The sequence below is a fragment of the Sulfitobacter sp. genome (assembly GCF_036960155.1).
GTDB lineage: Bacteria > Pseudomonadota > Alphaproteobacteria > Rhodobacterales > Rhodobacteraceae > Sulfitobacter.
On record NZ_JBALWB010000015.1, the window covers coordinates 74,289 to 95,790 of the forward strand.

At 53.2% G+C, this 21,502-nt stretch carries 26 protein-coding genes and 1 pseudogene; 16 read left to right on the top strand and 11 right to left on the bottom strand.

Going from position 1 to position 21,502, the window contains the following annotated elements; all coding sequences use genetic code 11:
* Positions 1-5: 5 nt before the first annotated feature.
* From V7775_RS21280 to V7775_RS21290, 3 genes are all read right to left on the bottom strand, one after another.
* Complete coding sequence (locus V7775_RS21280) at positions 6-941, bottom strand: pirin family protein (RefSeq protein ID WP_335753941.1); 936 nt, start codon at positions 939-941, stop codon at positions 6-8.
* A complete protein-coding gene (locus tag V7775_RS21285; protein ID WP_335753942.1) occupies positions 938-1,411 on the bottom strand; it encodes an NADPH-dependent FMN reductase in 474 nt (157 codons plus the stop codon). Before V7775_RS21285 ends, V7775_RS21280 begins: the two co-directional genes overlap by 4 nt.
* 133 nt (positions 1,412-1,544) lie before the next feature.
* The gene (locus tag V7775_RS21290; protein WP_335753943.1) at positions 1,545-1,976 is read right to left on the bottom strand and encodes a DoxX family protein; all 432 of its coding nucleotides are present in this window, start codon (positions 1,974-1,976) and stop codon (positions 1,545-1,547) included.
* 105 nt (positions 1,977-2,081) lie between these two features.
* Between V7775_RS21290 and V7775_RS21295 the strand changes: the two genes are divergently transcribed.
* The gene (locus tag V7775_RS21295; RefSeq protein ID WP_335753944.1) at positions 2,082-2,993 is read left to right on the top strand and encodes a LysR family transcriptional regulator; all 912 of its coding nucleotides are present in this window, start codon (positions 2,082-2,084) and stop codon (positions 2,991-2,993) included.
* Positions 2,994-3,109: 116 nt separating this feature from the next.
* Here V7775_RS21295 and V7775_RS21300 read toward each other — a convergent pair whose 3' ends face one another.
* From V7775_RS21300 to V7775_RS21310, 3 genes are all read right to left on the bottom strand, one after another.
* On the bottom strand, positions 3,110-3,604 hold the full coding sequence (locus V7775_RS21300) for a winged helix-turn-helix transcriptional regulator (RefSeq protein WP_335753945.1): 495 nt from the start codon (positions 3,602-3,604) through the stop codon (positions 3,110-3,112).
* Positions 3,605-3,653: 49 nt separating this feature from the next.
* Positions 3,654-4,556, bottom strand: coding sequence for an alpha/beta hydrolase (locus V7775_RS21305; RefSeq protein WP_335753946.1), 903 nt, complete (start codon positions 4,554-4,556; stop codon positions 3,654-3,656).
* A gap of 241 nt (positions 4,557-4,797) precedes the next feature.
* Positions 4,798-5,367, bottom strand: a complete 570-nt coding sequence (locus V7775_RS21310; RefSeq protein WP_335753947.1) for a TetR/AcrR family transcriptional regulator — start codon at positions 5,365-5,367, stop codon at positions 4,798-4,800.
* A 105-nt stretch (positions 5,368-5,472) separates the two neighbouring features.
* Here V7775_RS21310 and V7775_RS21315 point away from each other — a divergent pair, with 105 nt between their 5' ends.
* A complete protein-coding gene (locus V7775_RS21315) occupies positions 5,473-6,243 on the top strand; it encodes an SDR family NAD(P)-dependent oxidoreductase (protein WP_335753948.1) in 771 nt (256 codons plus the stop codon).
* A 169-nt stretch (positions 6,244-6,412) separates the two neighbouring features.
* Here the strand turns inward: V7775_RS21315 and V7775_RS21320 are convergent, their stop codons facing one another.
* Complete coding sequence (locus V7775_RS21320) at positions 6,413-6,838, bottom strand: DUF4345 domain-containing protein (protein ID WP_335753949.1); 426 nt, start codon at positions 6,836-6,838, stop codon at positions 6,413-6,415.
* 127 nt (positions 6,839-6,965) lie between these two features.
* Between V7775_RS21320 and V7775_RS21325 the strand changes: the two genes are divergently transcribed.
* Complete coding sequence (locus tag V7775_RS21325) at positions 6,966-7,586, top strand: TetR/AcrR family transcriptional regulator (protein ID WP_335753950.1); 621 nt, start codon at positions 6,966-6,968, stop codon at positions 7,584-7,586.
* On the opposite strand, the gene V7775_RS21330 is transcribed toward V7775_RS21325, so the two are convergent.
* Positions 7,583-8,485, bottom strand: coding sequence for a LysR family transcriptional regulator (locus tag V7775_RS21330; RefSeq protein WP_335753951.1), 903 nt, complete (start codon positions 8,483-8,485; stop codon positions 7,583-7,585). The genes V7775_RS21325 and V7775_RS21330 overlap by 4 nt on opposite strands.
* 108 nt (positions 8,486-8,593) lie before the next feature.
* Here V7775_RS21330 and V7775_RS21335 point away from each other — a divergent pair, with 108 nt between their 5' ends.
* Genes V7775_RS21335 through V7775_RS21345 form a run of 3 tightly spaced genes read left to right on the top strand, consistent with a single transcriptional unit; the run spans position 8,594 to position 10,917 of the window.
* Entirely contained in the window at positions 8,594-9,322 is a 729-nt protein-coding gene (locus V7775_RS21335) for a DUF4386 domain-containing protein (RefSeq protein ID WP_335753952.1), read from the top strand.
* Positions 9,323-9,335: 13 nt separating this feature from the next.
* On the top strand, positions 9,336-10,373 hold the full coding sequence (locus tag V7775_RS21340) for an NAD(P)-dependent alcohol dehydrogenase (protein ID WP_335753953.1): 1,038 nt from the start codon (positions 9,336-9,338) through the stop codon (positions 10,371-10,373).
* Positions 10,366-10,917: a DUF4386 family protein gene (locus tag V7775_RS21345; protein WP_335753954.1), complete on the top strand. Its 552-nt coding sequence runs from the start codon at positions 10,366-10,368 to the stop codon at positions 10,915-10,917. The genes V7775_RS21340 and V7775_RS21345 overlap by 8 nt, the downstream gene beginning before the upstream one ends.
* 4 nt (positions 10,918-10,921) lie before the next feature.
* Here V7775_RS21345 and V7775_RS21350 read toward each other — a convergent pair whose 3' ends face one another.
* Positions 10,922-11,521 (bottom strand): hypothetical protein, encoded by a 600-nt coding sequence (locus V7775_RS21350; RefSeq protein WP_335753955.1) that lies wholly within the window; start codon positions 11,519-11,521, stop codon positions 10,922-10,924.
* Positions 11,522-11,601: 80 nt separating this feature from the next.
* On the opposite strand from V7775_RS21350, the gene V7775_RS21355 reads away from it, so the two are divergent.
* The 3 genes from V7775_RS21355 (at position 11,602) to V7775_RS21365 (ending at position 14,275) form a co-directional block, all read left to right on the top strand.
* On the top strand, positions 11,602-12,186 hold the full coding sequence (locus V7775_RS21355; RefSeq protein WP_335753956.1) for a Crp/Fnr family transcriptional regulator: 585 nt from the start codon (positions 11,602-11,604) through the stop codon (positions 12,184-12,186).
* A 269-nt stretch (positions 12,187-12,455) separates the two neighbouring features.
* Positions 12,456-13,847, top strand: a complete 1,392-nt coding sequence (locus V7775_RS21360; RefSeq protein ID WP_335753957.1) for an MATE family efflux transporter — start codon at positions 12,456-12,458, stop codon at positions 13,845-13,847.
* The gene (locus tag V7775_RS21365; protein WP_335753958.1) at positions 13,844-14,275 is read left to right on the top strand and encodes a glyoxalase superfamily protein; all 432 of its coding nucleotides are present in this window, start codon (positions 13,844-13,846) and stop codon (positions 14,273-14,275) included. The genes V7775_RS21360 and V7775_RS21365 overlap by 4 nt, the downstream gene beginning before the upstream one ends.
* Before the next feature lie 134 nt (positions 14,276-14,409).
* On the opposite strand, the gene V7775_RS21370 is transcribed toward V7775_RS21365, so the two are convergent.
* Positions 14,410-14,904 (bottom strand): MarR family winged helix-turn-helix transcriptional regulator, encoded by a 495-nt coding sequence (locus V7775_RS21370; protein ID WP_335753959.1) that lies wholly within the window; start codon positions 14,902-14,904, stop codon positions 14,410-14,412.
* Positions 14,905-14,981: 77 nt separating this feature from the next.
* Between V7775_RS21370 and V7775_RS21375 the strand changes: the two genes are divergently transcribed.
* Positions 14,982-15,872, top strand: a complete 891-nt coding sequence (locus V7775_RS21375; protein WP_335753960.1) for a DMT family transporter — start codon at positions 14,982-14,984, stop codon at positions 15,870-15,872.
* 12 nt (positions 15,873-15,884) lie between these two features.
* Positions 15,885-16,526, top strand: a complete 642-nt coding sequence (locus tag V7775_RS21380) for an NAD(P)-dependent oxidoreductase (protein ID WP_335753961.1) — start codon at positions 15,885-15,887, stop codon at positions 16,524-16,526.
* Positions 16,527-16,804: 278 nt separating this feature from the next.
* Here V7775_RS21380 and V7775_RS21385 read toward each other — a convergent pair whose 3' ends face one another.
* Positions 16,805-17,710 (bottom strand): LysR family transcriptional regulator, encoded by a 906-nt coding sequence (locus V7775_RS21385; protein ID WP_335753962.1) that lies wholly within the window; start codon positions 17,708-17,710, stop codon positions 16,805-16,807.
* Positions 17,711-17,882: 172 nt separating this feature from the next.
* Between V7775_RS21385 and V7775_RS21390 the strand changes: the two genes are divergently transcribed.
* The 5 genes and pseudogenes from V7775_RS21390 to V7775_RS21410 all read left to right on the top strand — a co-directional run bounded on the left by V7775_RS21390 (position 17,883) and on the right by V7775_RS21410 (position 21,375).
* Complete coding sequence (locus V7775_RS21390; protein WP_335753963.1) at positions 17,883-18,806, top strand: DMT family transporter; 924 nt, start codon at positions 17,883-17,885, stop codon at positions 18,804-18,806.
* Positions 18,807-18,853: 47 nt separating this feature from the next.
* Positions 18,854-19,231, top strand: a complete 378-nt coding sequence (locus tag V7775_RS21395) for a nuclear transport factor 2 family protein (protein ID WP_335753964.1) — start codon at positions 18,854-18,856, stop codon at positions 19,229-19,231.
* A 344-nt stretch (positions 19,232-19,575) separates the two neighbouring features.
* The gene (locus V7775_RS21400) at positions 19,576-20,319 is read left to right on the top strand and encodes a questin oxidase family protein (RefSeq protein WP_335753965.1); all 744 of its coding nucleotides are present in this window, start codon (positions 19,576-19,578) and stop codon (positions 20,317-20,319) included.
* A gap of 647 nt (positions 20,320-20,966) precedes the next feature.
* A pseudogene (locus V7775_RS21405) lies at positions 20,967-21,131 on the top strand (transposase); the annotation flags it as partial.
* 49 nt (positions 21,132-21,180) lie between these two features.
* Positions 21,181-21,375, top strand: coding sequence for a WYL domain-containing protein (locus V7775_RS21410; RefSeq protein WP_443070154.1), 195 nt, complete (start codon positions 21,181-21,183; stop codon positions 21,373-21,375).
* The last annotated feature ends 127 nt before the right edge of the window (positions 21,376-21,502 follow it).

Genomic DNA, 21,502 nt, shown 5'->3' on the forward strand with positions numbered 1-21,502 from the left:
CCGATCTAGCTGGGCAGGGGAATGAATTCGCCCTTGTCATTGGGCGGCAACTGGAAACGGCCGTGTTCCCAATCTCCTGCGGCCCATGCTTCTTTGGCTGCTTCGATTTTATCTTTCGAGGACGCGACAAAATTCCACCAGATGTGACGTGGGCCGTTAAGCGTCTCACCGCCAAGCAACATCAATCGTGCACCAGCTGGGCCAGCTTTGACAGTGATGGCATCACCGGGACGGAACACCATCATTTGACCGGACTGAAACGTGTCGCCAGCGACCACAATCGAACCATCAACGACGTAGATGCCGCGATCCTCATGGTTGTCAGGCATTGGCAGCAAGGCACCAGCTTCTAGGACGGCATCCGCGTAAAACATCTCGGAAAATGTCTTTGTCGGGGCACGTTCGCCCCATGCATTGCCAAGAATGAGCCGAACTTGCTTCCCTTCACCCTCAAGGAAGGGAAGTGCCTCTTCTTTGTGATGCTCGAAATCTGCATCCATGTCTTCTGCTTCTTCCGGCAAGGCCACCCATGTCTGAATACCAAACAGGCTGCTAGGGCCTTTGCGGGTTTGGGCACTTGTGCGTTCTGAATGGGTGACGCCATTCCCGGCGATCATCCAATTCACCTCGCCGGGGTAAATCATTTGGTTGGTGCCAAGGGAATCTTGGTGTTGAAACTCTCCCTTGTAGAGATAGGTCACTGTCGCCAACCCGATATGGGGATGTGGACGCACGTCGATGCCTTGCTCAGTGATAAATTCAGCTGGACCCATTTGATCGAAGAATACAAATGGGCCTACCATCTGGCGTCTTGCTGATGGGAGTGCGCGTCGGACCTCGAAATCACCAATGTCTCGCGCTCTTGGCACAATCAGTGTTTCGATCGCATCAACGCTATCCGCACCCGGACAGGTTGGTTCAATTGATGGGTTCCAGCTCATAACGTATTCCTTTCTTCCTTTTGAGACAGCCCAGTCATTGCACGCGTTGTTAAGATTAATTGGTCGAGCGTGGCCTTCAGTATCTGAGATTGTTGTTCACTTTTCAGTGCGCCGGCGTCATCAAATGCGCTAAACCCATTCGAAATGGCGACCTGATTTGGCACCACAGTCACGCCGATATTTCCCAACATCATGCGAAGCGGAACAAGACCGCGCAAGCCACCCAAAGCGCCGGGAGCGACTGACCCAAGGGCTGCGACCTTGCCAGTATAGGCCCAAAGTGAGGGTTCATTTTCGGTGTGTGGGCGAGAAATCCAGTCCAATGCGTTTTTCAGCAGCGGTGAAAATGAGCTGTTATATTCCGGTGAAGCAATGAATATTCCATCATGCTCAACGAAGAGTTTTTTAAGCCGTTTGGCGTTTTCCGGCAGGCCTGCATCGCCTTCAAGGTCACCATCATAGATTGGCATCTCGAAGTTTTTGAGGTCTAACAGAGTGACATCGATATCGGCTGTTTGTTTGTTGAAGCAGTTCGTGCGCTTCCGGCGAACATGAGAAGTTTGGGCATGATTTTGGCATTCTAAAAGAGGAAAGAGGTTCGCGTTAAGCCCGCAACGACTGTGGGATAAAACCGTCGATCACGGGCAGTTTACGCAACGCGAACGGACCATTGCCCTGAAGCGCTACAGCAGCTGCAAGAACCACCAGCAGCAATGGGAATTCCCAACCGCCACCTTCTGAGCTGAATACCCAACCGTTGCCTGCATGTGCCCAAAGCGCACCCAGCAGCAGCGGTATCGAGAGAAGCGAGGCCAAGCGTGTGTAGAGGCCCAAAAGGATCGCTGTGCCGCCTGCGATTTCCGCAAAGATCGTAAGATAGGCTGCGATTGCGGGTAACCCGAGGCTGGCAAAATATCCCACGGTGCCAGGGATAGTAAAAACGAGCACCTTCAGAAGCCCGTGAGATAACAGGATGCCTCCAAGGGATATGCGGGTGATGAGTGCGCCGTAGTTTGGGTTGGTATGCTGTGTCATTGTCTTGCTCCATATTTGTTTGTGTCTGTTGAAGCATAGATTGCATGTTGCCATAGGTTTGATAATACTCGTACTTGGAAGATAACTCATTCCATTAGGTTGATAATGCAGATGGATCATGTGTCACGCGTTGGCGTCTTCATTGCCGTTGTTAAGGCTGAAAGCTTTGCGGGTGCCGCGCGCGCGTTGGGCATTACCAGCTCGGCTGTGTCCAAGCAGGTCCAGAACCTTGAACAAGATTTACAGGTCAAACTGCTCAACCGCACAACGCGAAATGTCTCCGTTACTGAAGAGGGAGCGGTTTACTATGAACGCGCGGCGCGGGCGTTGGAGGATTTGCAAGAGGCGCAAGAACAGATTTACGAGTTGAAATCGCGCCCAAGAGGTCCATTGAAGATCAGTTTTCCGCAGAGCTTAGGGATCAAATATTTCGGGCAATCGATTGCGTCTTTTGCAGCGGAATATCCCGAAGTCGAACTAGACGTGAGCTTGGACGAACGCTTCGTCGACATCGTGAATGAAGGATTCGATCTCGCTGTGCGGATTGGGTCACTCAAAGACACATCACTTATCGCGAGGCGCATGGCGTCTTGCCCTTTTGTGATATGTGCAAGCGCAGGCTATCTTGAAGCACACGGCACCCCGCAGAAACCAGATGATCTTATGCACCACAATGTGTTGGCGTTCACTGGAAACAGCGGGCTGCACGAATGGCGCTATCAGGATGCGGCTGGCCAGCATGGCCAAGTCGGCCTGAGCGGGAACTTCAAATCGGATTCTGGGGATATACTATGCCGTGCGGCACTAGAGGGCGTCGGCATCGCAATTCTTCCCATCTTCTACGTTGCCGAGCATATCAAAAACCAAGAGCTGCATGCTGTGTTGTCCAGTTATGTAACCTCGCCTAACCGGGACATCTACGCAGTGTTCCAACCAAACCGTTTCCAGTCGACGCGGCAACGGTTGTTCGTGGACCATCTGGTTTCGACCTGTAAACAATTGCCGTGGGAAAGCTGAATCAGCAACGTAAAAACATCGGGGGCGTACCTTAGCCCCTAGTTGTTGTCAGTGCTTCGCAGGTAATCCGCTATCTTGAAACGATTTTGTCGTATGGATCCGTAGAGGACCCCCTATCAAGAGGCATCACGGACTGACATTCGTTTGCGGACTTTGTCGTCGCTACCCGGCCCGGCAATAAGCTCTATCGCAGAAGGGCGAAGGGGTCGTCCGGTCTCGCTACCCACAACCAATAGTTTTACTTCTTCACCTGATTCCCGGTCTACAAAAACCATTGGAGCGGCACCGCATCCTGACATATCGTATTTATCACCCCAATGCGCGATCGCCAGTATTACGATCCATAAATCGCGGCCCTTCTGGGTCAGCCTGTAGGAAAACCGGGTGGGGCTACTTTGGTAGGGCCGCTTCTCGACCAATCCTTGATCGGTCAAGACCTTCAGCCGATTGGCAAGCGTTGTGGTCGGAATATCGAGCGATGTGTGGAAATCATCAAACTTGGAGATGCCGATGAACAAATCTCGGACCAACAATATTGTCCACTTGTCTCCAACAATATCAGCTGCTCCAGCAATTGAGCATGCCATACCCTTGAACGAACTAATCTTCACTTTTTCATCCTTTCCGACGCTAGGCTCATTGAGGAAGCCATCAAAACATCTAACTTGCAAACTTTGCGATTGCAGTGACCACTTCGGGCGCAGCTAAAATCCGGTTGTGACCAAAGCCATTTGTTTCCAATCGGATAGCGCCGGGCCAAGCACTACATGTCGCCCACGAGGGATCAAAGGGAACGTTTCGGTCGCCCTTGTCGTGGATAAACAGCGCCTGTTCTTTTCTCAGAGCCACCTTCAGAGACAAATCCAATTTCTCAGGGGATGCCCCAACACGACGTCCGATTTCTTCGACGAAGGCACGTGTTGCTGCGCTGCTAAATCCAATCATTTCAGCAACTCGGTTCAACACTGTGACAAGTTTGGCAGGGGTGCTGATTAAAACATATTGGTTTGCTTCAAGGCCGCGCTCCATTGCGAGAACAACTCCAACTCCTCCCAACGAATGCCCAATAACAAGCTCAAAGTGGCCGAATTTTTCTCCCGCTGCCAATATGGCATCACCAAACAACACTGGATTGGAGGCTTCCCCTTGCGACGCACCGTGCATTGGCGGATCAAGGCAAATAACATCATATCCTTGGTTCAGAAGAGCAGGGACTATTTCAGAAAACTGACTACGCCTGCCTTCCCATCCATGAACTAAAAGGGCAGTTTTTGTCGAGACTTCACTTTGTGGTCCATAGCGCCATGCTTCAATCTCATCATTTACTTTAAGTCTAGTAGCAGCCGGGTGCAGGAATTCCTCGGGCGGATTTCTAAAGGCTGGACGGACTGTAAGGAATTTTGTTGCCAGCCAGCCACCTGCCAACGTGGGTGTCACGCTAGACCAGAGCCCTACAACAGAGCGAAGTAGTTTCAACTTAGCTGACATTTGGAGCGCCTTTTTGTTTGTTATCAATTCTCCAAATATAGTAACTTCAATAATAAAAGTAAGTGGCAAAACCAAACTAAATTTACACGGCCTGAAGTAAGCTCTGAATTGCTTTTTTAGGGTCGAGCAGATGGAACTCAAAATTCTCTAAATCGTGCTTGTAGGGGTGCGCGCCATCAGCAGGGAAGATGTGATCATTTTCGCCCCACATCAGCAAAGTTGGCGTCTGATGTTCACGAAACAAACCCTTCGACTGACGCGTCTACACCAAGGCCGAGAAGCGGACATCGCGCATATTTTCAGCTTGATGCCTGCTTCACGGAACCTTGGGCTCCTCACTGATTTCAAATTGAAGAGCCGCATCGATCAAATAGCGTAATTGCCACGCATGCGTGTCTGCGTCCACCTCGGCCATTCCAGGCATGAGAAGAGAGTGCCGCGCGACGGATGCGCCTATGATCACAGAGAAAAACATGGCCAATTGCGCCGCCCCGTGTTCACCGTCTATTCGGGATTCGAGCGGGGCAACGAGAGTGTCAAAAAGTGTTTGCCTAACCATGTCTCCGACTTGTGGATCACTGGCATTCATCACAATCATGCGCGTGATCGAGAACTTGTGATCCTCTGAAGATGAGGCGGTGTATTTCGCGATGGCAACTTTGATTGGGTCGTTGTCGGGATCAATCAATTCGGGCCAATAAAGGCCCGCTGTCAGTGCCGCTTCGAATAGCTTTAATTTTCCGCCAAAATACCGAGAGATCAGCGCCACATCCACATCAGCCATTTGCGCAATTTGGCGAAGTGATGTGTTGGAATAACCCTGTTCCCAAAATACTTCTGTGGCAGCCGCTAGGAGCTTTTCGCGTGTTTTGTCTGAATTTCTCATAGGCATATTTTATAGGAGGAGTGATGTTTGTCAACAGGTGTTGACATGTGTTTTTTGTACCGATATCCGTATGTCAACACGCATTGACATACATTGGAGATTCTCATGTCTAACACTGCTCTCGTCACCGGTGCTTCCTCTGGGATTGGCCGCGAGTTTGCCCGCTACCATGCCAGTAAAGGCGGCGATTTGATCATTACAGCACGCCGCATAAAGGAGCTGGACGCGTTGAAGGATGAACTAGAGCAGAAACACGGGGTTTCTGTGAAGACTGTGCCGCTCGACTTGGCCGCTGAGGGAGGCGCAAGGGCGCTTTATGAGGCGATCAAAGGGCACAGGATCGACATCTTAATCAACAACGCAGGCTTTGGCGGGCACGGAAAATTCCTTGACCGCGGCATTGAGGCAGATATGCCCATGCTTGATTTGAACATCAACGCGCTCGTGCAACTGTGCCATTTGGTCGGTAAAGACATGGTTGCGCGCGGTAGCGGCAAGGTGCTCAACGTCAGCTCCTCTGGTGCTTATCAACCAGGTCCACTGCAGGCGACGTATTTCGCATCCAAAGCTTTTGTCAGCACGTTGTCCCCCGCGCTTGATTTTGAATGGCGTCCCCACGGTGTGACCGTCACGACGCTAGAGCCGGGCTTCGTAGAGACGGAATTCGCGAAAACCGCTGCAATGGATAAAATGGCTAAGATGAACGAGGGCGCTGCTCAACCGCAAAGCGTCGCAAAGTTTGGGTATGATGCGATGCTCAAAGGCAAGTTGCGCGTCGTCAATGATCCGAAAATGCGCTTCATGTTGAACTGGCTTGTCCCTCTCCTACCGCGCCGCATGGTGATGAAAACGGTCTATGACATGCAAATGAAATAAATCACGGAGCGGCGTTGCGGCAATAGCTATCGTTTTGAACGAAAGGGATTGGCGACGCCGCAAACCAGCATTGGCTGCAACTTTGTTTGGGCAGGATATGGTAGGCGTGAACGCCCGGTTGCGTTCGCGGGCAAAGTTTTTCTGGTTACTGCTGTTTTACCTATAACTGTCAGCTCTGATCCTCTCGTCTTCCCGACACGACGAGCCACCACGCAAGAAGCGGAAAGCCAAAAAGTTCCAGTGCAATTGACGGGGCAATTGCCGCGCTGAAGATCACATCGCTGTCCATGCCGCTCAGTCGAAATAGGCCCGCGATCGCGATCATCGCCGACAGAATGATCAATGTTGGGCGGAGCGTACGCATCGCAATGCCGCCGATCAGGAACGTGGCACCCACACCAAACCAAATACCACCAATGAACCTTATGTGGCTATCCTGAGCGTGGAATATTGCGGCATCCGTGATCGCCACGAAGTCGCGTGTCGATTGCCAGCCAAGTGTTTTGATCCCACCTAGACCAACGTTCAGTCCTAGAAAGATGATGGCTGCGCCGACAATCACGACAACCAGATTCAGTAAATTGATCTTTTTCATTTCCATGTTCCTTGAGGGAGTTTTGCTGGGCATCCATTAATATAGTACGCGTTCTATATTAATGTAACCTTGACAACGCAAGCATTATTTGTGACGCGTACTAAAATACTATTGGAGAAACCAACCCATGGCTAAGACCGCAGGCAGGCCGCCCCGCAGCGAGAGTGATATTGCGGAGTACAGATCAAAGATCGCAAAGCAAGCACTCGCGATCTATCGCGCAGAAGGTTTTGATGCGGTTTCGATGCGCCGTCTTGCCAAGGAAGTTGGATGTGCCCCGATGACGATCTATGCTCATTTTGAGGGCAAGCAGGATATTCTACGATATCTGTGGACAGACGTATTTGCCGACATGTCCAACGAAATTCAAGGAAAACTAGAACGGATCGATGCACCGGTTGAACGCTTACAAATGGCTACGCAGACCTTTGTATCATATTGGGTCGATCATCCCGACCATTTTCGACTCGTCTTTATGTCGAACGACGTAACGCGATCGGACGTCAGTACATTTGTCATGGACGAAGAAACTTTGGCACACTTCCGGATGTTCTCGGAACTGGTGCAGGTCGTTCTTCAAGATGACAGCAACGTCAAAGCAAGCACCGACACCCTGATATCTGGAATGATCGGCATTGCACTTTGTCTCAATACGATCCGTGACTACCCTTGGACCGACGCTAAGATGATGACCGACAGATTGCTCACGAGCATTATCGCCCCGGTCGATACTGCGCCCCGAAGTTAACTCCGCCTCAGTTCTTCTGCCAGAAAATCATAGACCCTGCGAATGCGGCGGCTGGTTGTGAGCTCCCGGTGGGAGACGAGCCAGATCGGGAAGACGAGTGGTTCGAGATCCGGAAGAACACGGCGGACGACAGGGTCGGCGTCGCCGATATGGGAATCCAGAATGCCAATCGCTGCGCCTTGGCGCACAAGTTCCCACATGACCAGATAGCTTTCGGTCAGAAGTGGGAAGTTCGCCTCTGTAAGGCCAAGCCCAAGCGTGTTGAGACCTTTGAGCATCATGCCACCATGATCCATATTCACAAAGTCAGCGTGGCGCAGGTCATAGGGCTTGGTCGGGTTGCCAATCATTTCAATATAGTCTGGCGTTGCATAGAGAACGGCATCCGCGTCGCCGATTTTTTTGGCGATCAGATCGGGTTCAGTTGGTCGGAAATTGCGGATGGCGATATCCGCCTCGCGGCGGCGTAGATCACTGGCATGATTGGCCACGACAATCTCAACCCGAATGCCCGGTTCCAGCTTGCGTAGCTTTGCGATTATCGGTGGCAAAAGCACGGCTGCATAAGTCTCACTGGCCGAGATGCAGATCGTTCCTTCCAGCGCTTGGGACTGACCAAGTGCGGTCATCGAGACGCGGCCTGCCGCCTCGCCCATATCGCGGACATGCTCCAACAGCTCCAAACCACTTGGCGTGAGTGTGAGGCCGCGACCAACCCGTTCAAACAAAACGATCCCCAACTCTTGCTCTAGCCCGTCAACCTGACGGCCAAGCGTTGGCTGCGCCATGCCCAATGCGCGCGCGGCGGCTGACAACGATCCTTCCTCAGCGGTGACCAAGAAGGCCCGCGCTTTGTTCCAATCAAATTTTACCGAGCGCCAATCCATGCAGATATGCATATCAAATCACAGGATTTGGTCAATTCGCATAAATGGTAGGGTGGTCTAAACCTCAGCCAACACAAGCCACGTCGTTCGTTCCCGCACTGACCCAAGAAAGGAAATGCAATGTCTACAGACACGCAAACTAAACTGGACCTGAAGGACGCCCGCATTGCAGGCGCGCTCTACCTCACTATTGCCGTTTGCGGCGGTTTCAGCATTGGCTATGTGCCGGCGCAAATCGTCGTGGCCGGAGATGCCTCGTCCACAGCTGCCAATCTGATGGGCCAGCTTGGGTTGTTTCGATTGGGCGTGCTTGCAGATAGCGCCGTGATCCTGCTTGAGATTGCAATCACGGTCATCCTGTATCAGATGTTTCGCACCACCAGCCCAAGGCTTGCCCTTATCGCGATGGTATCCCGTTTGGGTATGATCGTCGTCATGGCGATCAACCTGTTGTTGTGGGTCATGCCTTATATACTGCTAACCCAACCGATGGGGCTGGACCCTGCTGACAGTAAGGCCTTTGCACAAGTCTTCTTTGAGGCACATGCCCTTGGTATTTACGTCTGGCAGCTTTTCTTTGGCGCACATTTGCTGGCCCTTGGATGGGTTATCCTGCAATCCAGATTGGTGCCGCATCTGCTTGGCTGGGGTCTGTTTATCGGGGCGTTTGGCTATCTGATCCAAGGCCTTGTTGAGCTGACGTTCACTGATGTTGCAGCACTGGACATCACCATTATCGGATTGCTCGTGATTGTTACGATCGCGGAGCTTGGGTTCGGGTTTTGGCTGCTTATCCGTGGCCTGCGCGGCACTGCAAACCAATCCAATTCATCTCCCCAGACAGCTTGAAGGAACACTTGATATGTATGCCTATACTTATACTGAATACGGCAGCCCCGACGTCTTGAACTACGTCGAACTGCCCACCCCAACGCCCAAAGCAAACGAAGTGTTGATCCGCGTTTGCGCCACTACTGTCAGTGCGGGTGACTGGCGAGCCCGCAGCTTGACGATGCCCGCTGGGTTAGGACTAGTTGGACGACTTGTCTTCGGCATAACGCGCCCTCGCAAGCCAGTTCTTGGAACTGATCTATCCGGGGTAGTCGGAGCCATCGGTGCAGATGTGACCACTTTCCAACCCGGGGATGCCGTCATCGGTTTTCCAGGCGCAGGATTTGGCGCGCATGCGGAATTCATCACGATGCCAGCCGACGGAAAGGTCGTCCGCAAACCAGAAACCCTGGACTTCGAGGAAGCAGCAGCAATCCCATTTGGGGCCACAACCGCATATGATTTTCTGATCAATAAGGGGAAATTGCGCGCAGGTGAACGGGTTCTGATCAACGGGGCGTCTGGATCTGTCGGTTCCGCCTGCGTCCAAATTGCCAAGCACTTTGGGGCCGAGGTGACGGGCATCTGCAGCGCCACAAATGCAGATCTCGTGCGTAGCATCGGGGCCGACCGCGTCATCGACTACAATTTAAAAGACTTCGTAAAAGAGGGGCCAATGTACGATATGGTCGTAGATACCGTTGACACAGCACCTTGGGACCGGGCGCGGCACGCCTTGGTGCCAAACGGTCGTATGCTGCTGATCGCAGGGTCTACATCCGACATGATCTTGGGCTGGCTCAAGGCCCGGTTGCGCGGCAAGCGTCTGATTGGCGGCGTGGCGTCAGAGTCAGTCGATATCCTGCGCAAAGTCGTTGATCTTGCCGCGGATGGAACTTTCCATCCCGTCATTGACCGAAGCTTTGACTTTTCCCAAATGATTGCTGCGCATGCCCATGTCGATACGGGGCACAAGAAGGGCAACGTCGTTGTGACGATCAAATCTCAAATTAACGCGCATTTTAATGCTAATGAAGATCTTCAAATGGCGGAGACAGCTCATGTCTGATGCACACAGGTTTAAGGTCATTGGCCTGTGCATCTTGGCGGCATTCCCACTTTTTGGCGTTGGCCAAGCCCTCTTGGGCAGTGAGTGGCACTGGCTTGGCCTGCTCATGTGCCTCAGCAATTCCGTGGCCGTGATTACCATCGGATTTCTGATGCGCCCGATAATCGCGACAACAGCGCCACGCAGCGGAGGCATCTATCTCTCGGCGCGTATAGCTGAAGGCTTGCTGTTGGGCATTTCGGTCATGGCACTCCAGGGCAGTTTCATTAGATTGGCGACATCAGGCGACACCTTTTATCAGCTCGGCATGATTGCGCTCGGCCTTGGCAGCTTACCGATGTGCCTCTGGCTGATCCGGTCGAAGTTTGTTCATACGACACTCGGAGCGCTGGGTTTCATCGGTTACATATGTCTCGTCGTCGCGATGATTGCTTCGGCATCCGATTTTGAAACGATGTCGATGGCACTCTTGCTCCCCGGTGCGGCCTTCGAGGTCATGTTCGGCCTCATTCTTGTACTGCGTGGTCGGGGGATGTGGGTGTAACGCTTTACTCTGGCTTTTGAAGTATGTGTTTCCCGATGGGACCTTCTGCAGGCATCGATCGGATGTAAGAACGTATCCTTTTGAACGCCAAAAACCCGACACCAAGCAAGACGATCAAGACAGCAGCTGTCGTTAAGCCTGATTTTACAATGGAAGCGACACTTGCCGCCAAGACAATGTTGGTCGATATTTCTGGCCAACTCAGGATCATGAGGCAGATGCCGGCGTTCTCTAGATAGTCAGCGATAGCTGCCGCAATCGAAAACCAAGTTCCAATTCGAACAAGCTTTTGACTTACGTCTCGTGAACCAAGCCATTTGAGCAATGATACTAAGGTCAGCGCCATGAGAGAGGGATAAACCAGATCAAGTGGAATTTGTCGTGTGAGATAGTACCGCCTTCCACTGGACCCCAAGGCATTGATCAGCGAATTTGCCAGTTCAGCCGAATATCCGCCGGGACGCATGTCGAAAGGGCGAAGGCCGGACAAAGTCTCGATGTGCGCCAGAGTGACAAAGATCATCAGCAGATAGACTCCGGCAGCCGCGAGACCGAAGAGTGCCGCTTGCCGCCCGTACTGCTTAGTTGGTATCATCTTTTTCATTGGTTTTTCTCCTTACCATTGGCACCGTCGTACTGAGCGCGAGCAAAGCTGGCATTATCGTTTGATAAGGAATTCGCGATTTGGACCTCTTTACCTTTCTGACATGTCCCCCGAACGCTTTAGATAAAGACACAGCGCGTGAGCTCGCGGCGGCTTGGAGTGTTGAATTTGTCGAAAAGGGGCGTCGCATTGCGACGCAAGGCGAACCAGACCCAATGGAGCACATCATTCTTGATGGGCGCGCCACGAGCCAAATTAGCGATCCAGAAGGCCGCGGCGTTTGCGTTAGCTTTAACGCTGGTCCGTGCGTGGTCGCACCAAATGTCGCGAGAACCAGAAACGGGACCTCGCTCGTATCAATAGATGTAGTTGCTGACGCGTTAGTTGCGCAAATGGACAGCCGCGCCTTAACTGAGCTTATGTTAGCATCGGAGCCAATTCGCGAATGGGCAAACGGCATTTTGCAACAAGAACTGGCCCGCAAGGCTGATCGGGAGTGGTGCCTTGCCGCACTTGGCGGCGCAGACCGCCTTGCGTGGTTTCGCGAAAACTTTCCGCACCACGAAGGGCTTTTCGGCCATTATTTGATAGCATCTTTTCTCGGTGTCACACCGGTCACACTCAGTCGTCTTCGCGGTGCCGAGCGAGACACGGCGCTTGATTGAACGTTCGATCAAGAAGACCCTACCGCCAGCCACGAGCGCTCGTGCCGCGCATGTAAGCGTTGCCAAATCAAACGCTTTGCAAAAATGCTTGACGTAAGAATTTATACTCAATAGTTGGAGCTCAGGCTGTAGACGCCCGCCTCCCGCTGACATTTGTCTTGGTTAAGTTCTACGACTTCAGATCTCTATCTACCTCTTTCCGCATATCGCGCGGATGGTAATGCGGGTCCCATCTCAAACTGCGCGATCTGGCTAGAGAGATATGGGATATGTCTGATACCCCCACCAATACGTTCACCGATGGGCCGCTTGGCACCATTTATCTAAAGACCGCGCTGCCGATCATTTTTGTGATGGGGATGAACGGCCTTCTGTCCGTGGCCGATGCGCTGTTTCTGGGCATTTATGTTGGCCCCGAGGCGCTGGCGGCGGTCACGTTGATGTTTCCAATCTATATGCTGATCGTGGCGCTCTCGACGCTTGTGTCGAACGGAATGTCGAGCCTTCTGGCACGGTATCTAGGCGCTGGAGATTTGGAAGGTGCGCGTGCCATTTTTGCTGGCGCGCATGGACTGGCCATCGCTTTAGGCGCCGTCCTAATCTTGTTGTTCGTTTTCTTTGGCCAGCCACTGACCTTGCTGGCTGCTGGGGGTTCTGATGCATTGGCGCAGATGGGGTTGATCTATCTGCGGATCACCGTGTTCTTTTCGCCGCTCCTCTTTGTATTGTCGGTCAACTCTGACGCGCTGCGCAACGAAGGGCGCGTGGGCTTCATGGCTGCGATGAGCCTGCTGGTTTCCATTGCAAACATCGGGTTCAACTATGTGCTCATCGCGGTGTTAGAAATGGGTGTGGCCGGGTCCGCATATGGCACAGCGGCTGCACAAGCGCTCGCATTTGGGATCATTTTTGCGTTTCGCTTCTTTGGAGATACATCGCTTCGGCCATCAAACCTGTTACTTCATTCTGTGCGGCGATTTTGGGGGCAGATACTCGCATTGGGTGCGCCACAAAGCCTAAACTTCATTGGTCTCGCACTCGGATCAGCAGCACTCATAACAGCGCTGCAATGGGTTGGCAGCCCGGGCTACGCCGACACAGTGTCTGCCTATGGGATCATCACCCGTGTCATCACGTTTGCTTTTCTGCCGCTTTTGGGGCTGTCGTTCGCGATGCAGACCATCACCGGCAACAACTATGGCGCTGCACTTTGGCAAAGGGCGGATGCGAGCCTACGGATCGCGCTTTGGGCGGCGCTCATTTATTGTGCATTTGTGCAAGTCGTTGTGATGAGCTTGCCTAGCCAGATCGCAAGCGCATTTGTTGATGACGCGGCCGTCATTGCAGAAGTGGCTCGCATCTTGCCGATAATGACCAGTGTTTTCTTCCTAATGGGACCATTGATGATGGTGGCAACCTATTTCCAAGCAATTGGATCTATGGGGAAGGCGGCAATCTTAGGGCTAACAAAGGCGTATGCCTTTGCGATTCCACTGACGTTCCTGTTGCCAGTCTGGATTGGTGAAATTGGTATCTGGCTTGCGGGACCGCTCGCCGAAGTGATGTTGTTGGGTTTAACGGTCGTAGTGCTTTGGGGAGTTGCGCAAAACAAGCAATTGAAATGGGGTATCTTCCACACCGAAAAGGGAGTGACGCTATGAACACACAACTGCCGTCTGCATCGCAAGCAAAGGATCAGGCCAAGCGCTTGCGGACGAAAATGGCCGAAGACAGCACATCGATTGGACATGCTAAATCTCTTGAATTGGTAGCCCACCAACACGGGTTCCGGGACTGGAATGCGATGCTTGCGGCCATCGGAAACGGACCTCCCAAAGATTGGGCCGTCGGCGACAAGATCAGCGGCACATACTTGTCACAACCCTTCACGGCGAAAGTGATCGCAATCGCGATGCTTAAGCCAGGATGGTTCCGACTGGAACTCCACTTGGACGAGGCCGTCGACGTTGTCACGTCGACAGGTTTCTCGAACTTTCGCACACGCATTCGCGGTGTCGTTGGTCCCAAGGGGCATTCCAAAGAGCGTACCAGCGATGGCCAAGCACAACTAAAGATCAACCTGCCTTAGTGAAGAAATCCCGTACTTCAATCTGACAGCGGCCATTGGTGAGACCGGATGCGCCCGATCAGGAGACGCCGTCGAGGATAAGCGGTAGTGTGAGAAAGATCGGTTTCCTTTAACTGGGTCCATTTAGTCGATGGTTATCTTGTGCCATTGTCAATTAGTTCGCCTAGATCTTTGAGTAATCGGTTCAGTTCATCCCGTTGCGTGGACGACATCCCCTGTAAAAGCCGATGCTGTGTCTCAACGTGATCGCTGACGGCTTTCTCAATCGTCGAAAACCCGGTTTTGGACAATCGGATCAGGAACCCGCGCTTGTCCTCGGGGTTTGGCACCCGCTCGACAAGGCCTACTTTGACGAGTTGGTCGATCCGATTGGTCATTGTCCCTGAAGTCACCATAGTCAGTTCAAGCAATTCACCGGGAGACAATCCGTCGGGCTTGTCCGACCGTCTCAGGGTTGCCAGTACATCGAAGCTGGCAGGGTTTAGCCCGTAACCTTTCCAGGTTTTTTCCATCTCGCCCCTGAGCTTGGTTGTCAGGCGTGAAAGCCGCCCGAATGTTTCCATTGGCCCAACATCGAGGTCGGGGCGGGCCTTATTCCATTGAGCAACGATGCGATCTACGTGGTCCATATTGGTATATTGCGAAATTCTATCTTGACGTCAAGATAAAGATAAGTATCTTGACGTCAAGATAATGGAGACTCACTATGAAACAACAACTCGACATTGCGCTCACAGCCGTTGCGCCGCTGGTCTGGGGCAGCACGTATTATGTGACGACTGAATTCCTCCCTGAAGGGTATCCGGTCACGATGGCCGCGCTGCGTGCGCTGCCTGCTGGCCTTATGTTGCTCATTCTGGCGCGACAATTGCCGCAAGGCATCTGGTGGATGCGTGTGTTCATTCTTGGCGCGCTCAATTTCACGTTGTTCTGGGCGTTGCTGTTTGCGGCCGCTTACCGGCTGCCCGGTGGCGTTGCAGCGACTGTCGGGGCGGTTCAGCCGTTGATTGTCGTCTTTCTAGCCGCGCTGCTATTGGGTACAACCATCAGGTCGTCGGCGGTGATTGCGGCCTTGATTGGTATCTTTGGGGTCGGGCTTCTTTTGCTCGGTTCAGGGATATCGCTTGATCCGATTGGGTTGCTCGCGGGGATTGGCGGCGCAGTCTCGATGGGGGCTGGCACGGTTTTGACCCGGAAATGGCAAGCCCCCGTGCCGCTTCTTACCTTTGCCGCTTGGCAACTAACTGCCGGTGGGTTGCTGCTGGTGCCGCTTGCGCTCCTGTTTGAGCCGCCACTTCCTCCGTTGAGTGCGCAGAATATGTCAGGCATCCTCTTTCTCAGCCTGATTGGCGCGGCGCTGACCTATATCTTGTGGTTCCGCGGCATCTCTCGGATTGAGCCTGGCGCTGTGGCCGCGCTTGGGTTTCTAAGCCCTCTGTCGGCCGTTCTGATTGGCTGGGCACTTTTGGGCCAAGCATTAACGCCCATTCAAATCGCTGGAGCTGGAGTTGTGCTCGCCGCGATCTGGTTGGGTCAACGTGCGGGGCGCATCAGCCGCCCCATCCTTCCGAAACTTCCCATTCACACCTCAACTTAAAGGAGAACTTCCATGAAACTCATCGTATTTGGTGCCACTGGCGACGTCGGCTCTCGTGTTGTAACCGAGGCGCTCGCGCGCGGACACGAGATCACAGCAGCGGTTAGAAACGACGCTGGGCTTGCCAAACTGCCAAAGGGCGTCACCCCGGTTGTTGCAGATGTTGCGGACCCTGCAGCTCTTGCCGCCGCCATGACCGGACAGGATTTGGCCATTAGTGCCGTGCGATCGCCAGCAGGGCGAGAGGGCGAGATCGTTGCGTTGACCCGGTCCATTCTTGATGCCGCGTCACTTGTCGATCTTCGGGTGATCATCGTCGGCGGGGCCGCACGTTTGCGTCTTCCAGATGGCAGTCCGCACACGGTTTTGTCAGATCCCGACTTTCTACCCGAAAGCATCGTTCCGACGGCCCGCGCATCGATGGCGCAGTGGGAACTCTGCGCGTCTGACGCATCGGCAAACTGGACCTACGCCAGTCCGTCCGCTCGATTGCAACCCGGCCAGCGCCGCGGTGCGTTCAGAACTGACACGGACAAGCTGCTTGTTGACGAAGTCGGCAATTCCGAAATCTCGATGGAGGATTTCGCAGTTGCGCTGGTGGATGAGGCTCAGTTGGCCAAATTCCCGCGCGCGGCGTTTACTGTCGGTTACTGACAACTCAACGCCAGAGCCCAATGAAAAAACGGCCTGCCAGTCGGATCACTGGCAGGCCGTCTTGTATTTGCCGTCAACAGCGGATGGCGGCGCGATAGCCGCGCTTGACCCATCAACGCTATCGTCGAACGAGGCTGAAACCGTCAGATGTCCGTTTTGAGCCCAATTAGACAAATGTAGCGGTGTGCACGAATGGCCGTTTCTGCGACTTTGTGCAAACCCGTATTTTCATTGCCAAAGTCTATTTAGTGGTCGATTTGGAAGCAGAAACTCGGACACTAATTATCCCAATAAGCTACGTCGCCGCCGATACAATCAACAAGGTACTCGGTTAAAGCTCGTACTTTTGCAGGGATGTGCCGGCGTTCGGGGAACACAGCATAGAGCGCCTGTTCCGGCAGTGAGTAGTCTGAAAGCAACGTTGTTAAGCGACCAGATTTAATATGTGGACTGGCAACAAACGTGGGTAACCGGCCCACGCCCAGACCATCCACAAGTGCCGTGCAAAGCGCCTGACTGTTGTTTATACCCAGAGAACCCTTGGTCTTCACCTTTTGCTTTCCAAGTGGGCCATGAAATACCCATTCCATTGGGTCTCGGGAATAGGTGTAGTGAAGGCAGTTGTGATGAAGAAGGTCTTCGGGCAGTTTGATCGACTCGTGGGCCTTTAGATAGTTTGGTGACGCAACAATTACGCTTCTGACATCAGTCAGGCGACGCGAGACCAGTGATGAATCCTCTAATTTTCCTGCTCTGATAGCCATATCAAAACCTGAATCAACAAGGTCAACGACCCTGTCATCCATGACGAGATCGAGGGAGATTCCAGGGTGGTTTTGCAAGAAGCGAGCCATCAGCGGGGCGATGTGCAAAATGCCAAAGGAGACAGGAGCGCAGACTCTGAGTTGTCCAACGGGCTTTCCTTGCAGGGAAGTGACAGCATCTTCTGCCTCACGTGCCGATCCGAGTGCCTGTACTGCATGGGCGAAGTAAACTTCACCAGCTTCGGTCAGTGAAATACTGCGTGTTGTACGATGAAACAGCTGTGTTCCCAGATGTGCTTCTAGCTTTGATATTCTCTTGCTTACGGCTGAGTTTGTCAGGCCGAGTTGCCTCGCAGCTGCCGCAAAACCACCGGCTTCAGCCACTTTTACAAACACAGGGATTGCAGCGATTTCATTCATTTGAGGTCTCTGCAGTTTGGTGAATTATTTTCACTAATGTAGTTCAGTACTGACGTATTATCAAGTTCTGGGAATTCACCTATCTTCGTGGCAACAGATAGGAGGCACCCATGCCAGCAAGTTTAGCAACAAGATCAAGGCTGACCAGAAGGCCAGTGCAGGCGGCGGTATAATGTCAGTCTTTTCAAAACCTCTCCCGCCGACCACTGTGATCATGACTATCGGTGTTCTGGTCGGTGTGAGCTTTACCTTGTCCAAACTAGCAGCAAACGCCGGCGCACCACCACTCACGGCTCTTTTCTGGCAGTTGCTTGTTGCCTCGCTTGTTCTACTCAGCGCCGGCATCGTTACGGGACGCCGTCTTAATCTCACCCCGCATCATTTGTTTTACTATATAGGGGCTGGAATACTGGGCGTTAGCGCACCAGCGCTCATTGGCTTCACGGTGCTTGGTCATATATCGGCCGGTTTCTATTCAGCACTGGTGACGCTTTCCCCGCTGTTTACATTTGCCATCTCCACAGCCGTAGAACGCAAGATGCTTCCGTTTCATCGACTGATAGGAATATTGATCGGTTTGATCGGCATAAGCCTCGTCACGCTGACCGGTTTTGAACTGTCTGGTATCGATCCATTCTGGATAGCGCTTGCTGCAGCAGGACCTGTGAGCCTTGCCTTCGGGAACGTCTTTCGGAGCAAAGCTTATCCCAAGGACGGCGACCCCATCATGATGGCAACGGGCGCATTGCTCTCACAATTGATCCTCGTCTGGCCCGCCCTGTTCATCTTTGGCGACGGAGCCGGTGTTCAGTCGATCACGTCGGGATCGCAACTCGCAATCATAGGCTTCATCACGGCAATTGCATACATCCTGACCTTTGAAGTGCAACGCCGCACAGATGGTGTGGGGTTTTCTCAAGTGGGCTATTTCGCAACGCTTGCGGGGATTGGCATTGGCGCTCTCACGTTTGGCGAAACCATTCGGTTTGAGCTGTTGATTTCACTGGCCGTTCTGTTCATCGGCCTGGCGATCTCAAACGGTCAGATTACGCCTGCAACACTTCGGTCCACCTTCAAGTCGCGCACCGCGGGATGAATTCAAAACAACTAATCACTTAAACCTACAACCAAAGGACAAACACTATGGAAATCACGGCTCAAAACACAACCCAGCATACTCCACTGCTCTCACTGCTCTATTCTGCCGTCGACGCAATGGATGCCAAAGGTGTGGCCAGTTTCGTTGCGGAAAACGTCACGTTCAAGCTTGGAAACTTTGACACCCTTAACGGGCGGACGGATGTTGAAAACGCAAATGCTTCATTCTTCGAGACGATCAAAGCTATGCGACACACGATCTCGGGGATCTGGGAAAGCGGATCGACTGCTTTTTGCGACGGTTTGGTTCACTACACTCGAAAAGACCTCAGCGAACATGAAGTTCCTTTCGCCACGAGGCTTGAGGTGCAAGATGGAAAAATAACCGACTACAGAATCTACGTCGATATTTCTGGTCTGTAGATACCATGATCTCGGGGGCTAGTATGCTTGCTCAAGCAATCTTGGCCGTCGGATTAGGTAATGGTACAGTTAGCGGCCAACCTCTGCTGGGCTGCTGACTGTACAGTCGTACTAGTCGTGTTCATGCGAAATGAAAGGCCTGATGAGGTCGCTAGTTAAGCCTACTACAAAAGCAGCGGCTCTCTGTCTGTGGCTAGCCAGCTCCCCATTCCGTTCGCGACCATCCTCACCACCGAAGGCGGGATCATCGAGGACTACAAGGTGTATGCGGACGTCTCCCCTCTCTGAGATCGCCACAAGAATTTTCGCCTCACACCCAGAATCGTATTCGACAGGAGAAACCCATGACAGACCACAACAACCGCATTGAGCAGATGCTGGACGACAAGTCCTTTCACATCGAGTTCCACAGCTACCTTTCCAATCATGCCAAGCACGCTGTCATCGCGCTGAACGGGCTAGGCGCGCCCGCTGAAGACATCGCGGCGTACGTCGAGGAGTACGCGAGAACTACCTACGGGTTCGGTCTGGAGCCTCCCAAGAAATCGGACATCCAACTCACGGAAGAGAACTGGAGAGACTTCCTCGGGAAGCACGAGCAGTTCGATTCTCTCTACCGCTTCTTCGAGGGGCGCGTCGAAGACCTCGGCCTCGAGCAGACCCTCAAGGTCTACGTACCAGAGCTTCTTCCGGGATGCGTGGGGGCACTCCTCCACGGAACGATTCACCTCGGCTGGGCGTTGGATGCGGAACACAAAGGGATGACCATCGAGGGTCTTGCGTACCTCGCGTTCTCCTACGTGTCGAGTTATCCGGATCGGGCTCTCTCCGAATCGAAGTCGCCGTCCGTTGACCGCACGCCTCTGGACTCGATGAAGCGCATCGCTGCCGAGTGGGACCGCGACAGACGAGTTCTCTCGAGTTGTGTCGATCAGGCGCTAGGCAGCCCTGAGCTCAGCGTCGCGGCGGGCTTTCAACCAGTTCTCGAACACACCGGAGCGCAGCTACACATCGCTCGAGTGCTCGCAGAAGGACACCCCCTCATCCACTCCACACCCTCCTGGCTTGAGAGCGCAGATCCCGAGTAGGTTTGGGAGCAGCTCTACTACGCAGTCATGCTCCTGTACCTGAGCAACCCCGGCGACTTCGTGCTCCTCCACCTGGTCACGTCCCTGCACGCCGTCGAACAGATCGCTCGGCATCTACCGCGCGATGAGCAGTCAAAAGCCATCAAGTGCTACTGGACAGCAATGCTTGGAGTCCTGTTCGCACTGAAGGCTGTCCCCACGCAGGCCAGCATCGTCGCACTGGATGCGCGCTACGCGGAGTCGCGAGGGTACGAGTGTGACCGAGAACTGGAAGCGCACCACGGAGCGTGCACTTCAGGATCGAGAAGAGCACAACCCCAAGCTAGTTTACGTACTGCGAAGGCTGTGGGCGCGGTTCGGACACCGGTCCGTCTACCGAATTGCTGCCGGGCATTTCACGGAAACGCCCGTGATCGCACCAGACCCCGTTCAATCAACCGGAAACTGAGAGGCCACGTTATGAACATCGACCACATCGTCCTTTGGGTACATCGGCCTCAGGAGAAAGAGTGATAGGCTGGTTCGCGGGATAGCGACCAAATCATATCGAAACTACTTTAGAAAACATCGGTAAGTAAGAACACTGGACCTGTCGCGGTTTGATGCCGCTCCTTTGATAGCATTTACTGCAACAAAGGAGACTGACTATGGGACTGAAACGGACGGACGAATTTCGAACAGATGCGGTTCGTATCGCACTGACCAGCGGGCTAACGCGTAAGCAGGTGGCGGATGATCTTGGTGTTGGTATGTCGACGCTAAACAAATGGATCACCCAGCATCGAGACACGGACGTGGTGTCAAAAGAGGATACAGCTGCGCTTCCAGTACCGTGACGCAAAAGGGACCGTAACCAGACGCATTGTTGAACCGCAAGCCATGCTGATCCTACCACCTCTCTGGTATTTGGTCGCCTGGGATCCCATGCGCAAAGATTTCCGATATTTCCGTATGGACCGGATCAGCGGTCCGGAGCTCATCCAGAACACAACATTTCAGCGACGCCATGTGCCGTTTGAGGACCACGTCCGCCCCATTCGCGATTTACCACGCTGACCGCTTTTCGTAATTTCTGTTGAACGTGACCGCGCGCACCATACTCAATTAATATGCTCATGCGCGCGAAGGCGCTCGACCATGAAATCCACAAATGCTCTGACTTTGCCACTTACCATGCGACCTT

Excerpts from the sequence above, each read along its gene's own strand:
- V7775_RS21280 (WP_335753941.1), bottom strand. The coding sequence starts at position 941 with ATGAGCTGGAACCCATCAATTGAACCAACCTGTCCGGGTGCGGATAGC.
- V7775_RS21285 (WP_335753942.1), bottom strand. The coding sequence starts at position 1,411 with ATGCCAATCTATGATGGTGACCTTGAAGGCGATGCAGGCCTGCCGGAA.
- V7775_RS21290 (WP_335753943.1), bottom strand. The coding sequence starts at position 1,976 with ATGACACAGCATACCAACCCAAACTACGGCGCACTCATCACCCGCATA.
- V7775_RS21295 (WP_335753944.1), top strand. The coding sequence starts at position 2,082 with ATGCAGATGGATCATGTGTCACGCGTTGGCGTCTTCATTGCCGTTGTT.
- V7775_RS21310 (WP_335753947.1), bottom strand. The coding sequence starts at position 5,367 with ATGAGAAATTCAGACAAAACACGCGAAAAGCTCCTAGCGGCTGCCACA.
- V7775_RS21315 (WP_335753948.1), top strand. The coding sequence starts at position 5,473 with ATGTCTAACACTGCTCTCGTCACCGGTGCTTCCTCTGGGATTGGCCGC.
- V7775_RS21320 (WP_335753949.1), bottom strand. The coding sequence starts at position 6,838 with ATGAAAAAGATCAATTTACTGAATCTGGTTGTCGTGATTGTCGGCGCA.
- V7775_RS21325 (WP_335753950.1), top strand. The coding sequence starts at position 6,966 with ATGGCTAAGACCGCAGGCAGGCCGCCCCGCAGCGAGAGTGATATTGCG.
- V7775_RS21330 (WP_335753951.1), bottom strand. The coding sequence starts at position 8,485 with ATGCATATCTGCATGGATTGGCGCTCGGTAAAATTTGATTGGAACAAA.
- V7775_RS21335 (WP_335753952.1), top strand. The coding sequence starts at position 8,594 with ATGTCTACAGACACGCAAACTAAACTGGACCTGAAGGACGCCCGCATT.
- V7775_RS21340 (WP_335753953.1), top strand. The coding sequence starts at position 9,336 with ATGTATGCCTATACTTATACTGAATACGGCAGCCCCGACGTCTTGAAC.
- V7775_RS21345 (WP_335753954.1), top strand. The coding sequence starts at position 10,366 with ATGTCTGATGCACACAGGTTTAAGGTCATTGGCCTGTGCATCTTGGCG.
- V7775_RS21350 (WP_335753955.1), bottom strand. The coding sequence starts at position 11,521 with ATGAAAAAGATGATACCAACTAAGCAGTACGGGCGGCAAGCGGCACTC.
- V7775_RS21360 (WP_335753957.1), top strand. The coding sequence starts at position 12,456 with ATGTCTGATACCCCCACCAATACGTTCACCGATGGGCCGCTTGGCACC.
- V7775_RS21365 (WP_335753958.1), top strand. The coding sequence starts at position 13,844 with ATGAACACACAACTGCCGTCTGCATCGCAAGCAAAGGATCAGGCCAAG.
- V7775_RS21370 (WP_335753959.1), bottom strand. The coding sequence starts at position 14,904 with ATGGACCACGTAGATCGCATCGTTGCTCAATGGAATAAGGCCCGCCCC.
- V7775_RS21375 (WP_335753960.1), top strand. The coding sequence starts at position 14,982 with ATGAAACAACAACTCGACATTGCGCTCACAGCCGTTGCGCCGCTGGTC.
- V7775_RS21380 (WP_335753961.1), top strand. The coding sequence starts at position 15,885 with ATGAAACTCATCGTATTTGGTGCCACTGGCGACGTCGGCTCTCGTGTT.
- V7775_RS21385 (WP_335753962.1), bottom strand. The coding sequence starts at position 17,710 with ATGAATGAAATCGCTGCAATCCCTGTGTTTGTAAAAGTGGCTGAAGCC.
- V7775_RS21390 (WP_335753963.1), top strand. The coding sequence starts at position 17,883 with ATGTCAGTCTTTTCAAAACCTCTCCCGCCGACCACTGTGATCATGACT.
- V7775_RS21395 (WP_335753964.1), top strand. The coding sequence starts at position 18,854 with ATGGAAATCACGGCTCAAAACACAACCCAGCATACTCCACTGCTCTCA.
- V7775_RS21400 (WP_335753965.1), top strand. The coding sequence starts at position 19,576 with ATGACAGACCACAACAACCGCATTGAGCAGATGCTGGACGACAAGTCC.